Raw genomic sequence first — 17,309 nt, 5'->3', positions numbered from 1 at the left:
CCTCCACTTCGTTTGCACGTCCGGCCGACGGGCCCACGTCCGTGGACCGGTCGACCGAGCGGCGCTCATGCCAGCCGGGCGGTGTTCCGTCCGGCACGTCCCGCACGCCGCGCGGGAACTCCATTCTCCCTCATCACAGCCTCGCTGCGGAAACCGGACCCGCCGGACCGGGCGCTGATGCTCGCGCGGCGGCGGGCGAACCTGGTCGGCCGGCGGTCGATCATCGTCGGCCTGACGGTGGTCGGCGGAGCCGGCTCGCTCCGGAACCCGGACCGGGCGCGCTGACGTAGCCTGGGGCGGTGACTCTCGGAGACCTCGGCGCCCTGTTCAACCCGGGCATGCGCCATGAGCTCGCTGAGCGCCGCTCCCGGGCGATGCGCCGTGAGGAGGAGGGACACGGCCGCGACGGCGACCTGCGCATCGACTTCGAGTCAGGCGTCGCCGTGATCAACGTGCAGCAGCCGGACGCCGAGGCTGCCGAGCCTGAGGACGACGACCCCGGCGCCGACGGGCCCGACGCCGCCGGAGCGCAGGACGCCCCGGACGACGACACGGTTGAGGCGAACGGCCGAGCCACCGGCCGGGACGCCTGAGACCCACTCCTGATCGTCCGCGGGGTGGTGTGGGGGACGGCGCTCCCCTCAGCTGGAGGTCGGCGCGAGCCAACACGCCTGAGCGTGGTCGTTGACCATGCCGGTGGCCTGCATGAGCGCGTAGGCGGTCGTCGGTCCGACGAACCGGAAGCCGCGCCGCTTCAGCTCGCGCGCCATCGCCGTCGACTCGTCGGTCCGGGCCGGCACGGCGCCCGGGGCCAGCGGCGCGGACCTCGGCGCGGGCGCGAACGACCACAGCAGCGCGTCCAAGCCATCGGGCAGCGCGGCCGCGGCCCGCGCGTTGCCGATGGTGGCCTCGATCTTGCTCCGGTTGCGGACGATCCCGTCGTCGGCCAGCAGTCGTGCCACGTCGTCGTCGGAGAACGCCGCCACCGTGGCCATGTCGAAGTCGGCGAACGCCGTCCGGAACGCCGGTCGCTTCCGCAGGATGGTGATCCAGCTCAGGCCCGACTGGAAGGCCTCCAGACTCAGCCGTTCGAACAGCGCCGCGTCACCGTGCAGCGGTGTCCCCCACTCCTGGTCGTGGTAGGCGACGTACTCGGGGGCGCTGCCGGCCCATCCGCACCGGCCGGGGTCCTCGGCGGGCTCCGGAGCGGACGGCTCCGGCCCGGTCGCTGCGTGCGCCGGGGTGCTCATGCGCGCCCTCCGCCGGTGACGGCGGTGGTGCCCGTGGTGGCGGCGGCCGCATCGGCGCGGAGCTGCACGGCGAGCCGGCGCAGGGAGACCTGCAGTCCCACCCTGGCGACCGGCCGGACCAGCGGCCAGCCGAGCCGGCCGACCAGCCCGAACGGCAGGTCGAGATGTTCGGTCCAGGTCACACGACACGAGTCGTCCCGCGCGGCGTCGATCTCGAAGATCCCGACGCCCCGGACGAAGTCGGCCTCGTGGGCGGTCACCCACCGACGGGGCGGGTCATATTCGGTCACGGTCATCACGTCGAGGAAGCCGACGCCGGCGACCCCGGTGAAGGCGGCCAGCCGGGCACCGACCTGTGGTGACGGCGCGGGCGCGGTCAGTTCGTAGAGCCGCGTCGCGACCATCCACCGTTCCTGGCGGGCCAGGTCGGTCACGGCCGTGAAGACCTGGTCGGCCGACGCGCGCAGCACCTTCGACGCGGACACGGTGACGGTCATCGCTGCGGCTCCTCGTGGCTGGTGGACAGCGATCCGGATGCGGCGGCCGACGGCCCGGCGGGTGGTCGGATCGGCTCTGACGCCGCCCCGCCGGCGTGCGAGGGGACCGGGTCGCCGGCCGTTCCGCCGGGCGGCGTCGCCTCGGCGGCGACGTCCGTCCCGGCTCGTGGACCGTTCACCGCGTCCGGATCGAGTTCACGGAGCCGGGCGCGGAGCCGGTCGAGTTCACCGGACAACCGGTGCAGCGTCCAGTCGACGTCGCTCATCCGGTAGCCGCGGACCGCCAGGCCGAACCGCACCTGCTCCACGTCGCTGCCGGTGATCGGGCCGTCCGGCAGGTGCGCGGGCGACGTCCGGGGCGGCAGTGGCGCCATCTGCTCCCCACGGCCGAAGACCACGACCGCGATGCCGAACACGGCGAGCCCGATCACGGCCGCGATCAGCAGGTACTGCAGCAGGGTCATCACGGTGCCGATGGTGCCACGGGGTGCCGACAGCGCTCCGAAGGTGGAGGTGCAGGCATCCGCGGGCGGACCGGGACGGTTCAGACGAGCCCGCGGACCGGCGCGACCGGCGGCCGGGTGCCGCGGATGCTGGCTGCCATCTCGACGACCCGCCGGGTGGCCCGGACCTGATGGGCGCGGAAGACGGCGACCCCCTGCCACGCCGCGATGGCCGTCGCCGCCAGTGTGCCCTCGACCCGCTGGTCGACCGGCAGGTCCAGGGTCTCGCCGACGAAGTCCTTGTTGGACAGCGCCATCAGCACCGGCCAGCCGGAGGCCACCAGCTCGGCCGACCGGTGCACCAGCTCCAGCCCGTGCCACGTGTTCTTGCCGAAGTCGTGCGTCGGATCGATGAGCACGCCCGCAGCCGGAACGCCGGCCGCCACCATCCGGTTCGCTGCGGCCGTCGTCTCGGCGAGCACGGATGCCACCACGTCGGCGTACGCCGGCCGGAACGGGTTGGTCCTGGGCACCGCGCCCCCGGTGTGCGAACACACGATGCCGGTGCCGAACTCGGCCGCCACCTCGACCAACCCCGGGTCGGCCCCGGCCCAGGTGTCGTTGATCAGATCCGCGCCGGCGGCACAGGCGGCGCGGGCCACCTCGGTGCGCCAGGTGTCGACGCTGATCACCAGGTCCGGGAGCTCGCTGCGCAGGCGTTCGACGAACGGCACCACCCGCCGGATCTCCTCGGCGACGTCGACGGCGGCTCCGACGCCCGCCTTGACACCGCCGACGTCGACCAGGTCGGCGCCCTCCTCGACCGCCCGGTGCGCCGCGGCCAACGCCGGGGCGTCGTCGAACGTGGCGCCACCGTCGTAGAACGAGTCGGGGGTGCGGTTGATGATCGCCATGACGGCGGCCCGGTCGGCCGGCAGCGCCCGCCCACGCAGCACGACGGCTGGGCGCGGTGCCGGCTCCCCCGTCGATCCGCGCTCGTCGGTCCCGGTCCGGTGCGGCGCCGGCTCGACGGCAGGTCGCGGCCCGGTGCGGTCGTCCGAGGGGGGTCCGGGCACCCGCCTAGGCTACGGCCGGACCTGATCCGACCGACATCGGTGGCGGTCGGAGCGACACCACGACGACCTGTCCTGAGGAGATCGACGATGAGCACCGTGTTGGTGACCGGAGCCAGTGCCGGGTTCGGGAACGCCATCGCCCGACGGTTCGTGTCCGAGGGACACCGGGTGATCGCCACCGCCCGGCGGGTCGACCGTCTCGCCGCGCTGGCCGAGGAGCTGGGCGAGGCGGTGCACCCGGTGGCGCTGGACGTCCGTGACCGCGCGGCGGTGGAACAGGTGGTGGCCTCCTTGCCGGAGCCGTTCGCCACCATCGACGTGCTCGTCAACAACGCCGGCATGGCGCTCGGCATGGAGCCCGCGGCCGAGGCCGATCTGGACGCCTGGGACCAGATGGTGGACACCAACTGCAAGGGCGTCATGTACTGCAGTCGCGCCGTGCTGCCCGGGATGGTCGAGCGCGGGCGCGGCCTGGTGGTCAACCTCGGGTCGATCGCCGGCAACTGGCCCTACCCGGGGGGCAACGTCTACGGCGCCACCAAGGCCTTCGTGCAGCAGTTCAGCCTCAATCTGCGCGCCGACCTGCAGGGCACCGGCGTGCGGGTGACGTGCATCGAGCCCGGCCTGTGCGGTGGCACCGAGTTCTCCACGCTGCGGTTCCGGGGCGATCAGGACCGCGCGGACGCCCTCTACGCCGACGTGGAGTCCATCTCGGCCGACGACATCGCCGAGTCCGTGTACTGGGTGGCCAGCCTGCCCGCGCACATGAACATCAACACCATGGAGATCATGCCGGTGGCGCAGAGCTTCGGGCCGCTGCCGGTCTTCCGGGGCTGACCCGGACGGTCGGGTCACCGGCGGCCGGCGGGGCTCGGTGCATCGTCGGGCTCGCCGTCGGTCGCCGACCGGATCAGTGCCGCCAGCCCATCGGCGTCCAGCATGTCCACCGGCATGACGGTGCGGTCCTGACGGACGTAGTGGAACGCGGCCCGGACCTGGTCCAGCGGCAGGTCGAACAGGTCGGCCACCGCCAGGCGGTAGACGGCCAGTTGCACCGCGGCGATCCGTTCCTCTTCCGGGTCCGGTCGCCGGCCCGTCTTCCAATCCACGACCGTGCGTCCGCCGTCGTCGTCGACGTAGACGGCGTCGATGCGGCCGCGCAAGGCCAGGCCTCCGACCGTCACCGAGAACGGCAGCTCCACGGCGACCGGTGTGCGGCGCGCCCACGACGACCCCTGGAACGCCGCCTGCAGGCGCTCGAGTTCCGGGTCGTCCCGCGCGCCGGGATCACCAGCACCGGGCAGGTCACCGAGGTCCAGCATCGCCTGACCGGCGCTCTGCCGCTGCAACCAGTCGTGGAAGGCGCTGCCCCGCCGCCGGGTCCGCAACGGCGGGACCGGCAACGGTCGCCGGACCCGGAGCGCCAGCTGCTCGGGATCGCGAGCCAGGTCCACCAGCGCGGACACGGTGAGCCCGGCCGGCAGGTCGACCGTCATCGACGTGCTGGCTGCGGTCGCGGTCCGTTCGGCCAGCAGCAGGTCGACGTCGCGGCGCCAGCCGTCGATGTCGTCGTCGATGCCGTCGCCCGGCGCTCTCGGTTGCGCGAGCGGATCCGCGGGTGGCGGAGGCGCGTCGGGCTGATCGGGCTCGACCCGGCGCATCGCCTCGACCACCAGGCGTGCCCCGGCGGTCGCGGTCGTCCGCTGCCCGCCGAGCGGGTCCACCGGCCACGTGGCCGAGCGCGGCACCGCAGTCATGGGGTTGATCGCCTCCGGCTCAGGCGGGTCCGCCCAGCAGTCGACCTCGACCCCCGGCACACCGGACAACTCGGTGAGGAACTCGCTCGGCCCCAGCGGCTTGGCCGTGCTCGCGCCCCAGTGATGCCCCGACAGCAGCAGCATCGACTCGGCCCTGGTCACCGCGACGTACATGAGGCGCCGCTCCTCGTCGAGCCCGGCGGCCTTGAGTTCGTCGACGTGCTCGCCCAACGCCCGGGCCAGCTCGCCCTGGTCGCCGCCGACGGGCAGATCCAGGACGGGGACGTCGGACCGGTCGCCCCGCAGGTCCGGGGGCAACTGGGCGGCGTCCTGCAACCAGTGTTCGACCCGGTTGCTGGGGAAGACGCCGGCCACCAGGTGCGGGACCGCGACGGTGTCCCACTCGAGGCCCTTGGCGCCGTGCACGGTGAGGATCTGCACCGCGCCGGGCGTCACGGTCGTGTCCCCCGGCTGCAGCCCGTCCTCGCGTTCCTCGGCGGTGGCCAGGTAGTCGAGCAGTTCCGGCGGGCCGACGCCGGACGCCGCGACGTCGGCGACGACATCGGCGAAGGCGTCGAGGTGGACCCGGCCGTCCGGACGGTGCAACGCCGTCTCGACATCGATGCCGATGGTGCGCTCCACGTCGGCCACCACGTCGGTGAGCGGCTGGTCGAGCCGCGACCGGAGCCGGTCCAACTCGGCCGCGAACCGGCTGAGCCGGCGGTGTCCCGTTGCTGAATAGGCCGCGGGTTCACCCAGGTCGGCCAAGGCGTCGACCAGGGACATCGGCTCGCGTTCCAGGTCGGCGAGGTCGATCGTCCCGGCGGGTGGCCCGGCTGCGCCCGGATCCGCCGGGGCCGGGTCGGGAGCGGGAACCACGGTCGTGGCGGCGTCGCGGGCCAGCAGCCGCGCACGGTCGGCCAGCACGCGCAGGTCCGCCATGCCGATCCGCCACCGCGGCCCGGTCAACAGCCGCAGCACCGCATCGCCGGCATGCGGGTCGACCAGGACGCGGAGCGTGGCGATCACGTCCGCCACCTCCGGTTCGTGGATGAGCCCGCCGAGTCCCATGACCTCGACGGGCAGGCCACAGGCCCGCAGCGACTCGGCCACCGCCGACATGTCCCGGCGTCGCCGCAGCAGGACCGCGGTCGTCGGGGTCGGCGTTCCGCCCGGGGTTGACTCGGCCGACCAGCCGGCGGCCTGCCAGCGTCGGGCGATCTGATCGGCCAGCCAGTCGTTCTCGTCGTCGACGGTGGTGAGCAGACCGGTCACCACCCGCCCCACGGGGGCCCCGGTCCGGCCGCGCAGCTCGTCGACCAGCACCGTGGACGCCTCCCGCAACGGCGCGGAGGTGACGTTGGCCAGGTCGAGCACCCGGGCCGGATTGCGGAAGCTGGTCAGCAGCGACATGACCGGGGCCGGCCGACCGTCCCGGTCGGGGAAGTCGGTGACGAACCGGGCGAGGTTGGCCGCACTGGCGCCACGCCACGAGTAGATCGACTGCACGGGGTCGCCGACGGCGGTCACCGCCGGCGGGACTGACCGCTCCTCGCGATCGCCGACCCGATCGGGGTCAGCCCCGAACACCGCGCGCAGGATCACCCGTTGGGCGTGCCCGGTGTCCTGGTACTCGTCCAGCAGCACCACCCGGTACCGACCACGGACACTGCGCCGGACCTGCGGGTACTGCCCCACCAGCCGGGCCGCCTGATGCATCTGATCGGCGAAGTCCAAGGCCCCGGCGCGACGCTTGGCCTGCTCGTAGGCATGCACCAACGGCAGGATCCAGACCCGGTCCTGCAAGCTCTTCAACGGGCCGGCCAGTTTGGTGTGCACCGGGTTCCGCTGCCGCGGGGCCGGTGGCGCAGAGCGCAGCAGCGTCACCAGCTCGGCCAGTCGGTCGGCCACCGCGTCGACCGACACGAGATGGTCGGCGAGCCCGCCGGCCAGGGCGAGCAGCCGTTCGGTCACCGTGTCAGCGGTGAGCTCCGTCTCCAGGTCACCGTCCCACCGGCTGACCACGCGGCGGGCCAACTGCCAGGACGCCGTGGCGGTCAGCACCGTCTCGGACGGCTCCAACCCGACGAGCGGCCCGAACTCGTTGATGAGCTGGCCACCGAAGGCGTGGTAGGTGAAGACCTCGGGCTCGCCCGACGCGGCGGCGAGCCGGGCGCGGACGCCCTCGGGAAGCCCCCCGGCCTCCTGCAACATGCGCAACCGCGCTCGGATCCGGGCACCGAGCTCACCAGCGGCCTTGCGGGTGAACGTCAGACCCAGGACTTCCCCCGGTCCGACCACGCCGTTCGCGACCAGCGAGACGACCCGGGCCGCCATGGTCTCGGTCTTGCCGGAACCGGCACCCGCCACCACCAGGGCCGGACGGAGCGGCGCCTCGATGACGCGGGTCTGTTCCGGCGTCGGCCGGGGCAGACCCAGGACGGTGGCCAGCTGGTCGGCGCTGAGCCAGCCGGCCGATCCCGGACGGGCGGCCGCCGGATTCCGCCCGCTCATCGGGTCACCTGCCGGCCTTCGTCACGGAGCGGGCAACTGGATCTGACCGGGCACCGTTCACACCCACGGTTCTCGGTGGCGGTGAGCGCCGTGCGCGTCAGCGCCCCGGCCGAGTCCAGGATCAGCTCCCGCCACCGCTGCGCCTGTTCCTCGGTCAGCGGCGGCTGCGCGAGGACCTTGGGCCGACCGCTGCGCAGGTAGACCAGTTCCGCGCCGCCGGGTGCCCCGGTGACCCGTCCCGGATCGGCGTCGGTTCCCGCCGTCCGGGCGCCCGCGCCGTCGGCCAGCGCGACCTGGTAGGCACCCAGCTGGGCGTGCTCGGCGACCTGCGCCCGGGTCGGCACGCTGGCGCCCGTCTTGAAGTCGGTGACCACCAGCGAGCCGTCGGACCGCCGGGACAGCCAATCCATCCGGCCGGCGATCCGCGCCGCCGGGGTCTCCGGGCCACCGGGCACCTCGGCGACGACCTCGAGTTCGGCTCCGACCGGCGTCCGGTCCTGCTGGTTCTCCGCGAGCCACTGCTCGGCCGCGTCCAGCATGGTGAGCAGTCCGCGGCGCGTCCGCGCCCGCAACCATCCGGCGAGTTGTGACTGGCCGGTCAGGAAGTCGTCGACGCGCTGCACCAGCTCCTCCCGCGGCACACCGTCGGCCAGTCCTTGGACCAGCGCGTGCAGCAGGATGCCCTCAACCTGCGCGGTGCCGGTGGGTCCGCCACCGCCACGCGCCTGCAGGACCCCGCGGAGCTCGCACGTGGTGATGCGCTCCACGGCCGACGGCGAGACGGGCACCGGTCGATCGGTCGGCAGGGCAGGCTCGTCGGTGCTGGTCCCGGCCAGGCCCCACCACTGGCCGGGGTGCGCCCCCGGGACGCCCGCGGTCGCCAACCGCGCGAGCTGTTCGGCGGCGCGTGCCGCCGTTCCCGGTGCCTCCTCCGGGTCGACCACGGCCCGGCGCAACTCGGCGACCAGGTCGGTCAGCTGCGTCCCGCGGCGCCGCCGACCACGTCGATCGACCGGCCAGCCGAACAGGATCTCCGCGTCCGCCCCGACCAGTTCGGCCAGGAAGCGGGACGGTTCGTCCGACGCCGACCGGACGGCGGTGACCAGCAGCCGCCGACCCGCCCGGGTGCAGGCCACGTAGAACAGGCGCCGTTCATCGGCCAGCGTCGCGGCGGGCACCGAGACCGTGCTGGGCAGACCGGACGCCGCGGCGAGCAGCTCGCCGGCTCCCAACAGGTCCGGTCGGGAACGCAGGTCGGGCCAGCGGCTCTCCTGGACGCCGCTGACCGCGACGACGTCCCACTGCAGACCCTTGGCCCCGTGGGCGGAGACCACGCGCACGCCGTCGGCGCCGACCCGCCGGGCCGGATCCGCGTCCGCGAGTCGCTTCTGGTCGATCAGTTCGAGGAACGCTGCGACCCCGGCCATCGGCAGCCGCTCGGCGAAGTCGGCCGCCGTCCGGAACAGCGTCACCACCGCGTCGAGGGTCGCGTCCGCCCGGGCGCCGGACCGTCCACCGGCCAAGACGTCGGCGAGCAGGGAGTCGGCCAGACCGGACAACTCCCAGACGGCCCAGAGCGGCTGTTCGGCGTCGGTGGCATCGATCTGGGCCCGGGCCGCGTCCAGCATCCCGGACAGGTGGTGGACCGCCGTCCGCTCCGGATCGGCCACCGAGTCCGGCAGCGGCGCGCCCAGCAGGGTAGCGGCCAGTTCGTCCGCGGTCGTCGGCCCGGCAGGCCGACGCGACCGGATGGCACGTCGCAACCGCCGGAGGGCGATGGCATCGAGTCCCCCCAGCGGACCGGTGAGCAGCTCGGTCGCCCGCTCGGCGGTCAGGCCGACCGGGTCGGCGGCGCAGCGGAGGACCAGCACCATCGCCCGGACGGTGGGATCCAGCTGGAGCACGGGAGCGGTCTCCTGGGTGACCAGCGGCACACCGGCCGTCGAGCAGGCCCGTCGCAACGCGGTGATCCCAGCGCTGGGTGACCGCATCAACACCGCCATCCGGGACCAGGGCACCCCGTCGTGGATGTGGGCCCGGCGCAACTCGTCGGCCACGAAGGCGGCCTCCGACGCGGCCGAGGCGAGGATGCGGACCTCCACGGACCCGGACGGACCGGGCACCGGAACGGCAGGTGCAGGCACCGCGACCCGTGGAGGGTGCAGGGGACCACCCGAGGACGGCGGCAGCGTCGACTCAGGGAGCGTGGTCGGCAGCCGCAGCGTCCGGTGCCCGGCGGGACCCGGCAGCCGGTCGGCCAAGCGACGGGTCGCCCCGATCACCGCCTCGGGCAGCCGGTGGGAGGTGGACAGCACGATGGTGCGGTCCACCGACACGGTCTGCAGGGCCTCCCGGTCCGACCCGCGGAAGCCGAACACCGATTGGTCCGGATCGCCGAACACGACGAACTCGTCGGCACCGTCGGCGAGCCGCTCGACGAGCGCCGCCTGCGCGGGATCGACGTCCTGGTACTCGTCGACCAGGATCCGGCGGAACCGGCGTTGCTCGCTGGCCAGGGCGGTGTCATCACGGAGCACGGCGAGGGCGGCCGTGGTCAGCTCGGCCTGGTCCAGCGCCGCGCCGAAACCGCTGCTGCCCTGCCGCAGATCGGCCACATCCTGGTACTCACGCGCGAAGGCACCCGCGGCCTGCCATTCGGGTCGGTGCCGGCGCCGGCCCCACTCGGCGATCCGGGCGGGGCTGAGCCCCCGTTCCGCCGCTCGCATCATGAGGTCGCGCAGGGACGCCGCGAACCGCGCGGAGGTGAGGGCCGGCCACAGACTCGGCGGCCACGGGCCCCCGCCTTCCGCGGCGTGCCCCGCCAGCAACTCCCGGACCATCTGGTCGGAGTCACCGGCGACCAGCAGTCGCGGCGCCGCCTCGCCGGTGCGGTCCGCGTCGCGGCGCAGCAGCGCGAAGGCGTACGAGTGCAGCGTGCGGACCAGCGGCTCGCCGGTGGTCCGCCCGGTGCGGTGGGCGATCCGGTCGGACAACTCGGCCGCGGCCTGCCGGGAGAACGTCAGGACCAGGATCTGGTCCGGATCGACGGCCGGGCGACGCACGCGATCCGCGACCGCCTCGACGAGCGCGGTCGACTTGCCGGTACCGGGGCCACCGAGCACCCGGAGGCGCCCGCGATCGTGCTCGACGACCGCCCGCTGCTCGTCGTCCAGCACCACCGGCGGCTCCGCCGCCCGACGGCGCAGCCGCAACCGGCACCCCGGCGAACCGTCCGGTGCCATGAGCGGCCCCGGCTCCAGCACCCGGCCGCCGGCGGAGACGCGCGACCGGCCCGGTCCACCCGGGTGTGCTGTCACCCCGAGCGCCGCCTGCGCCGTCCCCACCGTGTCCACCATGGCCAGGATTGCACCACCACCCACCGACAGTCGGCCGTGACGAGCCGGCGACCGTGATCGGCCCACCTGCTCCGGCTTCCCGGAGACCCGGTCACCACCGCACACTGTCCGGGTGGACGAGGTACTGGCGGACCGGATGCTCGAGGTGGTGCGCGCGGTCCCCGCCGGCACTGTGGTCACCTATGGGGACATCGCCGCCCGGGCCGGCTCGCCGTCCGCACGACTCGCGGGATGGGTGCTGTCCAACCTGGCTGACGAGTCGGTGCCCTGGCACCGGGTGGTGCGGGCGGACGGCCGGATGGCGGCGCATCTTGCGGTGGAACAACGGACGCTGCTGGCCGCCGAGGGCGTGCTGTCCGTCGACGGTCGCGTCGACCTGCGCCGGTTCCGCCACCGGCCCGGGCGCGACGACGGTCTGAGCGGTTGAGTTGTCCACATGGGTGCCAGTTGTCCACCGACCGGACCGGCCATCGATCCGGACGCGGACGGCCTCCACCGTCACCGACATGACCGACGACCGTCCGCCCGCCGCCCAGACCCGCCCCGCCGTCCCGTCGCCCGACCCGTCGGGCGGCAGTCGCGTCCGCCTCTCCGGGGTCGTCGGACTCCTGGCGGCCGTTCCGGCCACCCTCGGGTTCCATCCGTCCGACAGCCTGGTGATGGTCTGCCTGACCGCGACCGGGGAGCTCGGGCCGGTCGCCCGGGTGGACCTCCCGGTCGGGCCGTCGGGCGGCGTGCCGTACCAGCGGCTGGCGTCCTTCGCGGCCCAGCACGCGGACTCCGTGGTGCTGCTGAGCTACCGGACGCGCGCGGCGATCCCCCGCGCGCTGCCACGGTTGGCCGGCGCACTCCGGCAGGCCGGTGTCCCGCCCCGGGACCTCTGGGCGGTGCACGGGGGTGCGGCCCACCGGGTGGATCCGGTCCGCGGGGTCCGCGACCCGTCGGCGGCGCCGGTGCCGCTCCCGGGCCGGGACGATCCGCAGGTGCTCACCATGCAGGCGCTGACCGCGTTCTCCGGCCGGGCGATCCTGGACTCCCGGCGGGAGCTGTGCCGGACCATCGCTCCCCCGGACCGGGAACGGCTGACCGCCTTCAGCCAGGCGTTGAGCCGGACACCTCGTCGCCTGCCGGACCTCTCCGGCATCGGGACGGCACCGGACCGCCGGTCGCCGACCGACCGGCGACCGGGTCCGGTGGACGTGGCCCTGCGCCAGGTGGAACGCACCGGTGACGTGGACGCGCCCGCCGCGGCCGCGGTGGTGGTGGCCATGCAGGAACACCGAGGTCGGGACGCCGTGATCAGCCGGGCGATCAGGGAGCCCGATCGGCCGTGGGCCGCGATGCTCTCGGCGTGCGCTCGCTGGACCCCGGACCGGGCGGCCGCCCAGCTCTGCGCAACGCTGACCGTGGTGGCCTATGCCGAGGGCGACGGCGCCCTGGCACAGGTGGCGGTCGATCGATGCCTGCGCGCCGATCCTTCGCACGGACTCGGCACCCTGCTGCTGTCGACCATCCAGACCGGCCTGCCGCCGGTGACGGTCCGCGGGATGCTCGCTGGCCTGGATGATCCGCCGTCCGGCGATGCGGTGGGCGGCGCACACCCGGGGATGCCGGGCCGATGACGTCCACCGCGGTGGTCGGCTCAGTCGCGGTGGTCGGCGGACCGGACGAGCAGGACGGGATCGAGCAGTTCGGCCGCGGCCAGCAGTTCCACCAGACGCGCCGGCCCGTCGGCGGGCGGCTCGAGCAACGTCTGCGCCAACCGGAACAACATTGCGCGGCGCAGCAGTTCCGGCCAGTCGGGGAACCGCCCGGACCATCGCTCCGCGAGCTCGAGTCCGGCGCCGCCGTGTGCGATCCCGTCCACGACGACCAGCGCGCTCGCCCACGGCGCCGGGCGCCACAGCGGCGTCAGGCCCACCACCGCGGGCGGCGCGGCGCCGGCGAACAGGACGTCGCCCGTCAGCTCGACGTGGACGACCTGCAGCGGCAGGTCCAGCGGTCGACGCGCCGCGGCCAGGCGCTGGAACAGGCGGGCGCCGTGACCGGCACCGATGACGCCACCGGGCTCGACGGCGTCCCAGGTCAGGTGATCGGCCAGACCGACCGCGCCGGTGCGATCACGCAGGAACCGCGGCTCGGGCAGGCGGGAGAGCGCGTCGTGCAGCGACAGCGACACCGCGATGAGGTCATCGAACCGTGGCTCCGGGTCGCCGGTGACCACGCGCTGGGCCCGCCAGCCGGCGATGACCCACCGCCCGTCCGAGGCACGGACCGGCCGGGCGAGCCGCAGCCCCGGCACGTCGAGCTGGTCGAGCACCCCGGAGGTCCAGGCGGCCTGGACCGCGGAACCCGTGCGGACCGGGACCACGACGAGGTCGCCGCACCGCCATCCGGCGACGCCAGGACCGTCCGACCACGCACCTGCGTCGGTCGGGGATCCGAAGGCGGCCAGGACATGGCCGGGTGGAGCGCTCACCACGAGCGGCACGCTACCGCGATGATCGACGACCGCCACGCCGGCGGACGCCGGCGACGGCCGGAGCGGTGGCACGTGGGCGCCACCGCTCCGTTCCGTCGGGACACACCCGGTCGCTCAGTAGGTCGGCAGCGACGGATCGACCTGCTTGATCCACGCGAGCACGCCGCCGCCGACGTGCACGGCGTCGGCGAAGCCGGCCTTGTGCAGGACGGCCAGCGCCTCGGCGGAGCGACCGCCGGCCTTGCAGTGCAGGACGATCGGCTTGTCCTGCGGCAGCTTCTCCAGCGCCTCACCCGAGAGGATGTCGTTCTTCGGGATCAGGACGGCGCCGGGGATCGACACGATCTCGGCCTCGTTCGGCTCGCGCACGTCGACGAGCAGGAAGTCCTCCTGCGCGTCGATCCGCTGCTTGAGCTGCAGCGCCGAGATGGTGTGACCGGAAGCGGCCTCCGCGGCCTCGTCGGACACGGCCCCGCAGAACGCCTCGTAGTCGATCAGACCGGTGATCGGCTCGCCTGCCGGATCCTTGCGGATCCGGACCGTGCGGTAGGTCATCTCGAGCGCGTCGTAGACCATGAGCCGGCCCAGCAGCGGCTCACCGATGCCCGTCAGCAGCTTGATCGCCTCGGTCACCATGATCGAACCGATGGACGCGCACAGCACGCCGAGCACGCCGCCTTCGGCGCACGAGGGCACCATGCCCGGCGGCGGCGGCTCCGGGTAGAGGTCCCGGTACTGGACGCCCTCGCGCCCGTTGCCCGGTTCCGCCCAGAACACGCTGGCCTGGCCCTCGAACCGGTAGATCGACCCCCACACGTACGGCTTGCCCAGCAGCACACACGCGTCGTTGACCAGGTAGCGCGTCGCGAAGTTGTCGGTGCCGTCCAGGATCAGGTCGTACCCCGCGAAGATGTCCATCGCGTTGTCCGAGTCGAGACGCTCGGTGTGCAGGACGACCTTGACCAGCGGGTTGATCTCGGCGATCGACTCCGCGGCCGACACGGCCTTGGGCTTGCCCACGTCCGACTGGCCGTGGATGACCTGACGCTGCAGGTTGGACTCATCGACGACGTCGAAGTCGAGGATGCCCAGCGTCCCGACACCAGCCGCGGCCAGGTACAGCAACGCGGGCGATCCCAGGCCACCGGCGCCGACCACCAGCACCTTGGCGTTCTTCAGTCGCTTCTGCCCGATCATCCCGACGTCCGGGATGATGAGGTGACGCGAGTAGCGCTCCACCTCTTCCTTGGTCAGCGAATCGGCCGGCTCGACCAGCGGTGGCAATGACACGGGATCTCCAGCGGGGAACGTCGGGTCAGAGGCAGACCCTCACGGCAATCTGGGGTGACAGTCTGCCTGATGGCAACGTCGACGCGGTCGCGCTTCTTCCCGGAGCGGGCGGGACCGCCTGCGCGTCAGCCGGCCACGACCGGCGGCGCCCCAGCCGCGGGGTAGGGGTACGGGTTCGGCACACACACCTTGCCGTCCGGCGGGATGGTCTGCGGATTCAGCATGGCCAGGTCGTCGTTGGACACGCTCCAGGACTGCTGCATCATCACCGGCGCGGCGCCGCCGGCGGTGGCGCACGCCTCGTGGCCGTGACCGATGGCGTGACCCACTTCATGGTTGATCACGTACGTGCGGTAGCCCGCCAGGTCGGTGCCGTAGACCATCGAGCCACGGAACCAGCGCGAGTTGTTGATGATCACGCGTCCGTTCGACCCGTCGTAGCACGACGGTTCCAGCTGGATGTAGAACCCGCACGCATCCCCCGCGTGCGCGACCTCCTGGCTGGTCAATGCGATGACGAGGTTGGGCGCGGCGTTGGGATCGCTGCCGTCGACCCGCTGGAAGCTGACGGCTCCCCCGGCCGTCCACGACCGTGGATCCGAGAGCACCGCCTCGACGTCGACGGCGAACTGGGCGTCGGCGGCCGGCTCCTGGATGCCGTCCTCGACCTGGACCTGGTATCGGACCACCCGGCCGCCGGCTCCGACGACCGGGCCGCTTCCCGGCACGGTGTGCCAGGTGCCAGCGCCACGGGCCGTGAACGGCGCGCCGGACGGCAGCGCACCGGACGGCACCCGGTCGGCGTCGGGGGTGTGGTTGGCCGGATCCGGGGCCAGCGTGGTCGGCGCCACCGGCTCGTCGACGGCGGACGGTGCCGCGCTCGGGGTCTCGGCGCTGGATACAGGTGTGTCCGCGTCGGTGATCGCCGGGGCCGCCGCCCCCTCCGTGGACGGCGGACCTGGGCTCGCCGTGTCGGCCGCATCCGCATCGACGCGGGTGATGTCATCGGAATCACCGGTCACCGCCGGGTCCGCGGACGACGACGGGGTCAGGGTCGTCACCGGGACAGCTGCCGTGCCCTCGCCCGTGCCACCGCCCCCCGCGACGATCTGCCAGATCACCACCACGGTGATCACCAGCAGGACCGGAATCGCGACGACCCGCCAGCCGAGCCGCCCGGAGCGGGGACGTGCCTGCCCACGCGGGTCGCGCGCGGCCGAGCGATCAGCCGGCGACGAGCGGACGGCGGTCGACGCCCGACCGGCTCCTCGCGGGGCCGCGGGTGCCCCGGACCTCGACGTCGACACCCGGCTCGAGTCGCCTGCGCGCGGGCGCGGGCGGGACGACTCCCGTCCCCCTCGTGACCATGACTGCGAACGGTCCGGGGGAGGCTCTGTCACGGCGCCGACCCTTGCACAGCCGACGGTGCGCCGTCGGGCGACGCGCCCGCCGGTGGGCGGATCACACCGCGTCCCCCAGCCGCTCCCGGCGCCACAGGGCGGCGACGGCCGCCGCCGTGATCGCGGGAAGTTCCATCTGGGCGACGTGCCCGCACTCGGGCAGCACCAGCAGACGCGCGTCGGGGAAGGCGTCAGCGGTGCGGCGGCTCAGCCGGACGTCGACCAGCCGGTCCCGCGTGCCCCAGACGACCAGCACCGGGACCTGGATCCGAGCGGCGGTGGCCGGGAACGACCACCGCCCCAGGCGGCAGTAACTGGCGATCAACGACCGCAGCGACCCGAGCGTCGAGGTGTGCACCCACGGCAGGCCGAAGCGCCACCCGAGGTCGTCCGCCGCCGCCTGCAGGTCCTCATCACTGAGCAGATCAGGTCGGCCGAAACAGGTCCGGGCCAGCCCCTCGGCACGTCCGCGCGCGGTGATCCGGGCCAACCGCCGGGACGCCACCGTGTCGATGCCGGGCAGCATGACCATGGCCAGCCGCGGATCCGCGCCACGATCGGTGGTCAACCGCAGATCGGGCACCGCCGGGGAGATCAGGGTGAGCGTCGCCACCAGGTCGGGATGCCGGGCCGTCAGCGCGGTGACGACCATGCCACCCAACGAGTTCCCGACCAGGTGGACCGGCCGGTCACCGGTCACCTGGCGGATCGTCGCGGCCAGCAGATCGGCGTCGGCGGTCAGGGAGTAGCGCTGGCCCGGCGGCGGATCCGAGTGACCCGAACCCGGCAGATCGATGCTGTAGCCGACGGCCAGCGGAGCCAGGGTGGCTCCGAGGCGCGACCAGTTCGTGCTGGAGCCGCCGAGACCGTGCACGTACCAGGCCGGCACGTCCGGATCGGGGGTCGCGATCGGCTCCGAGCTGGGCTCGGGGTCGCGGTCCGAGCGGACCATCCGTTCGTGCCGACGGACGAAGACGCCCCGTCCGTCGACCAGCTCGGTCCACCCGGGCGGCGCGGGGTCGACGAAGGCCGGGACCTCGGCCAAACCCCGATCGTCGGTCGGGGCATCGCTCCAGGCCGCGAGTTCGTCGCGGGGCGGCGGTCCCGCCATCAGCAGGGCCGACCGCGGAGCCTCGGCCGGAGCGGACACGGTGCGGGTCACCCGACCATGATGCCGATCCGGCCCGTTGTCCCCATGCCGTCAGCCATCCACACCGCAGCTGGCGGCCCACGACGTCGGGCCG

General features: G+C 73.8%; 14 protein-coding genes. 4 read left to right on the top strand and 10 right to left on the bottom strand.

The features are described 5' to 3' along the window. Positions 1-299 precede the first annotated feature (299 nt). Entirely contained in the window at positions 300-593 is a 294-nt protein-coding gene (locus tag JL106_RS00700; protein WP_205258744.1) for a DUF6191 domain-containing protein, read from the top strand. A gap of 48 nt (positions 594-641) precedes the next feature. Here the strand turns inward: JL106_RS00700 and JL106_RS00695 are convergent, their stop codons facing one another. From JL106_RS00695 to folP, 4 genes are all read right to left on the bottom strand, one after another. Then, positions 642-1,250: a DNA-3-methyladenine glycosylase I gene (locus JL106_RS00695; protein WP_205258743.1), complete on the bottom strand. Its 609-nt coding sequence runs from the start codon at positions 1,248-1,250 to the stop codon at positions 642-644. Beyond that, complete coding sequence (locus JL106_RS00690; RefSeq protein ID WP_205258742.1) at positions 1,247-1,747, bottom strand: SRPBCC family protein; 501 nt, start codon at positions 1,745-1,747, stop codon at positions 1,247-1,249. Before JL106_RS00690 ends, JL106_RS00695 begins: the two co-directional genes overlap by 4 nt. Then, entirely contained in the window at positions 1,744-2,211 is a 468-nt protein-coding gene (locus tag JL106_RS00685) for a DivIVA domain-containing protein (RefSeq protein WP_236006398.1), read from the bottom strand. The genes JL106_RS00690 and JL106_RS00685 overlap by 4 nt, the downstream gene beginning before the upstream one ends. An 80-nt stretch (positions 2,212-2,291) precedes the next feature. Then, complete coding sequence (folP, locus tag JL106_RS00680) at positions 2,292-3,104, bottom strand: dihydropteroate synthase (protein WP_205258819.1); 813 nt, start codon at positions 3,102-3,104, stop codon at positions 2,292-2,294. A gap of 249 nt (positions 3,105-3,353) precedes the next feature. On the opposite strand from folP, the gene JL106_RS00675 reads away from it, so the two are divergent. After that, positions 3,354-4,103, top strand: a complete 750-nt coding sequence (locus JL106_RS00675) for an SDR family oxidoreductase (protein WP_205258740.1) — start codon at positions 3,354-3,356, stop codon at positions 4,101-4,103. A gap of 14 nt (positions 4,104-4,117) precedes the next feature. Here JL106_RS00675 and JL106_RS00670 read toward each other — a convergent pair whose 3' ends face one another. Then, complete coding sequence (locus JL106_RS00670; RefSeq protein ID WP_205258739.1) at positions 4,118-7,537, bottom strand: ATP-dependent helicase; 3,420 nt, start codon at positions 7,535-7,537, stop codon at positions 4,118-4,120. Beyond that, positions 7,534-10,893, bottom strand: a complete 3,360-nt coding sequence (locus tag JL106_RS00665; protein WP_205258738.1) for an ATP-dependent helicase — start codon at positions 10,891-10,893, stop codon at positions 7,534-7,536. Before JL106_RS00665 ends, JL106_RS00670 begins: the two co-directional genes overlap by 4 nt. A gap of 112 nt (positions 10,894-11,005) precedes the next feature. Here JL106_RS00665 and JL106_RS00660 point away from each other — a divergent pair, with 112 nt between their 5' ends. Both JL106_RS00660 and JL106_RS00655 read left to right on the top strand, forming a co-directional pair. Beyond that, positions 11,006-11,320 carry an MGMT family protein gene (locus JL106_RS00660; RefSeq protein WP_328840868.1) on the top strand — a complete coding sequence of 105 codons (315 nt, stop codon included), beginning with the start codon at positions 11,006-11,008 and terminating at the stop codon, positions 11,318-11,320. A 79-nt stretch (positions 11,321-11,399) separates the two neighbouring features. After that, positions 11,400-12,515, top strand: coding sequence for a DUF4192 domain-containing protein (locus JL106_RS00655; RefSeq protein ID WP_205258737.1), 1,116 nt, complete (start codon positions 11,400-11,402; stop codon positions 12,513-12,515). A gap of 20 nt (positions 12,516-12,535) precedes the next feature. Here the strand turns inward: JL106_RS00655 and JL106_RS00650 are convergent, their stop codons facing one another. From JL106_RS00650 to JL106_RS00635, 4 genes are all read right to left on the bottom strand, one after another. Beyond that, a complete protein-coding gene (locus JL106_RS00650; protein WP_205258736.1) occupies positions 12,536-13,372 on the bottom strand; it encodes a TIGR02569 family protein in 837 nt (278 codons plus the stop codon). Between the two features lie 117 nt (positions 13,373-13,489). Beyond that, complete coding sequence (gene moeZ / locus JL106_RS00645; RefSeq protein WP_205258735.1) at positions 13,490-14,665, bottom strand: adenylyltransferase/sulfurtransferase MoeZ; 1,176 nt, start codon at positions 14,663-14,665, stop codon at positions 13,490-13,492. A 125-nt stretch (positions 14,666-14,790) separates the two neighbouring features. Continuing rightward, positions 14,791-15,801, bottom strand: a complete 1,011-nt coding sequence (locus JL106_RS21820) for a DUF3152 domain-containing protein (protein ID WP_205258734.1) — start codon at positions 15,799-15,801, stop codon at positions 14,791-14,793. Positions 15,802-16,126: 325 nt separating this feature from the next. Continuing rightward, complete coding sequence (locus JL106_RS00635) at positions 16,127-17,227, bottom strand: alpha/beta fold hydrolase (protein ID WP_205258733.1); 1,101 nt, start codon at positions 17,225-17,227, stop codon at positions 16,127-16,129. Between the last annotated feature and the right edge of the window lie 82 nt (positions 17,228-17,309).

The organism is Nakamurella leprariae (genome assembly GCF_016918035.1).
In the GTDB taxonomy this organism is placed as follows: domain Bacteria; phylum Actinomycetota; class Actinomycetes; order Mycobacteriales; family Nakamurellaceae; genus Nakamurella; species Nakamurella leprariae.
Note: the sequence above shows the minus strand (reverse complement) of the source record. Positions and strands in the feature narration are given on the sequence as shown.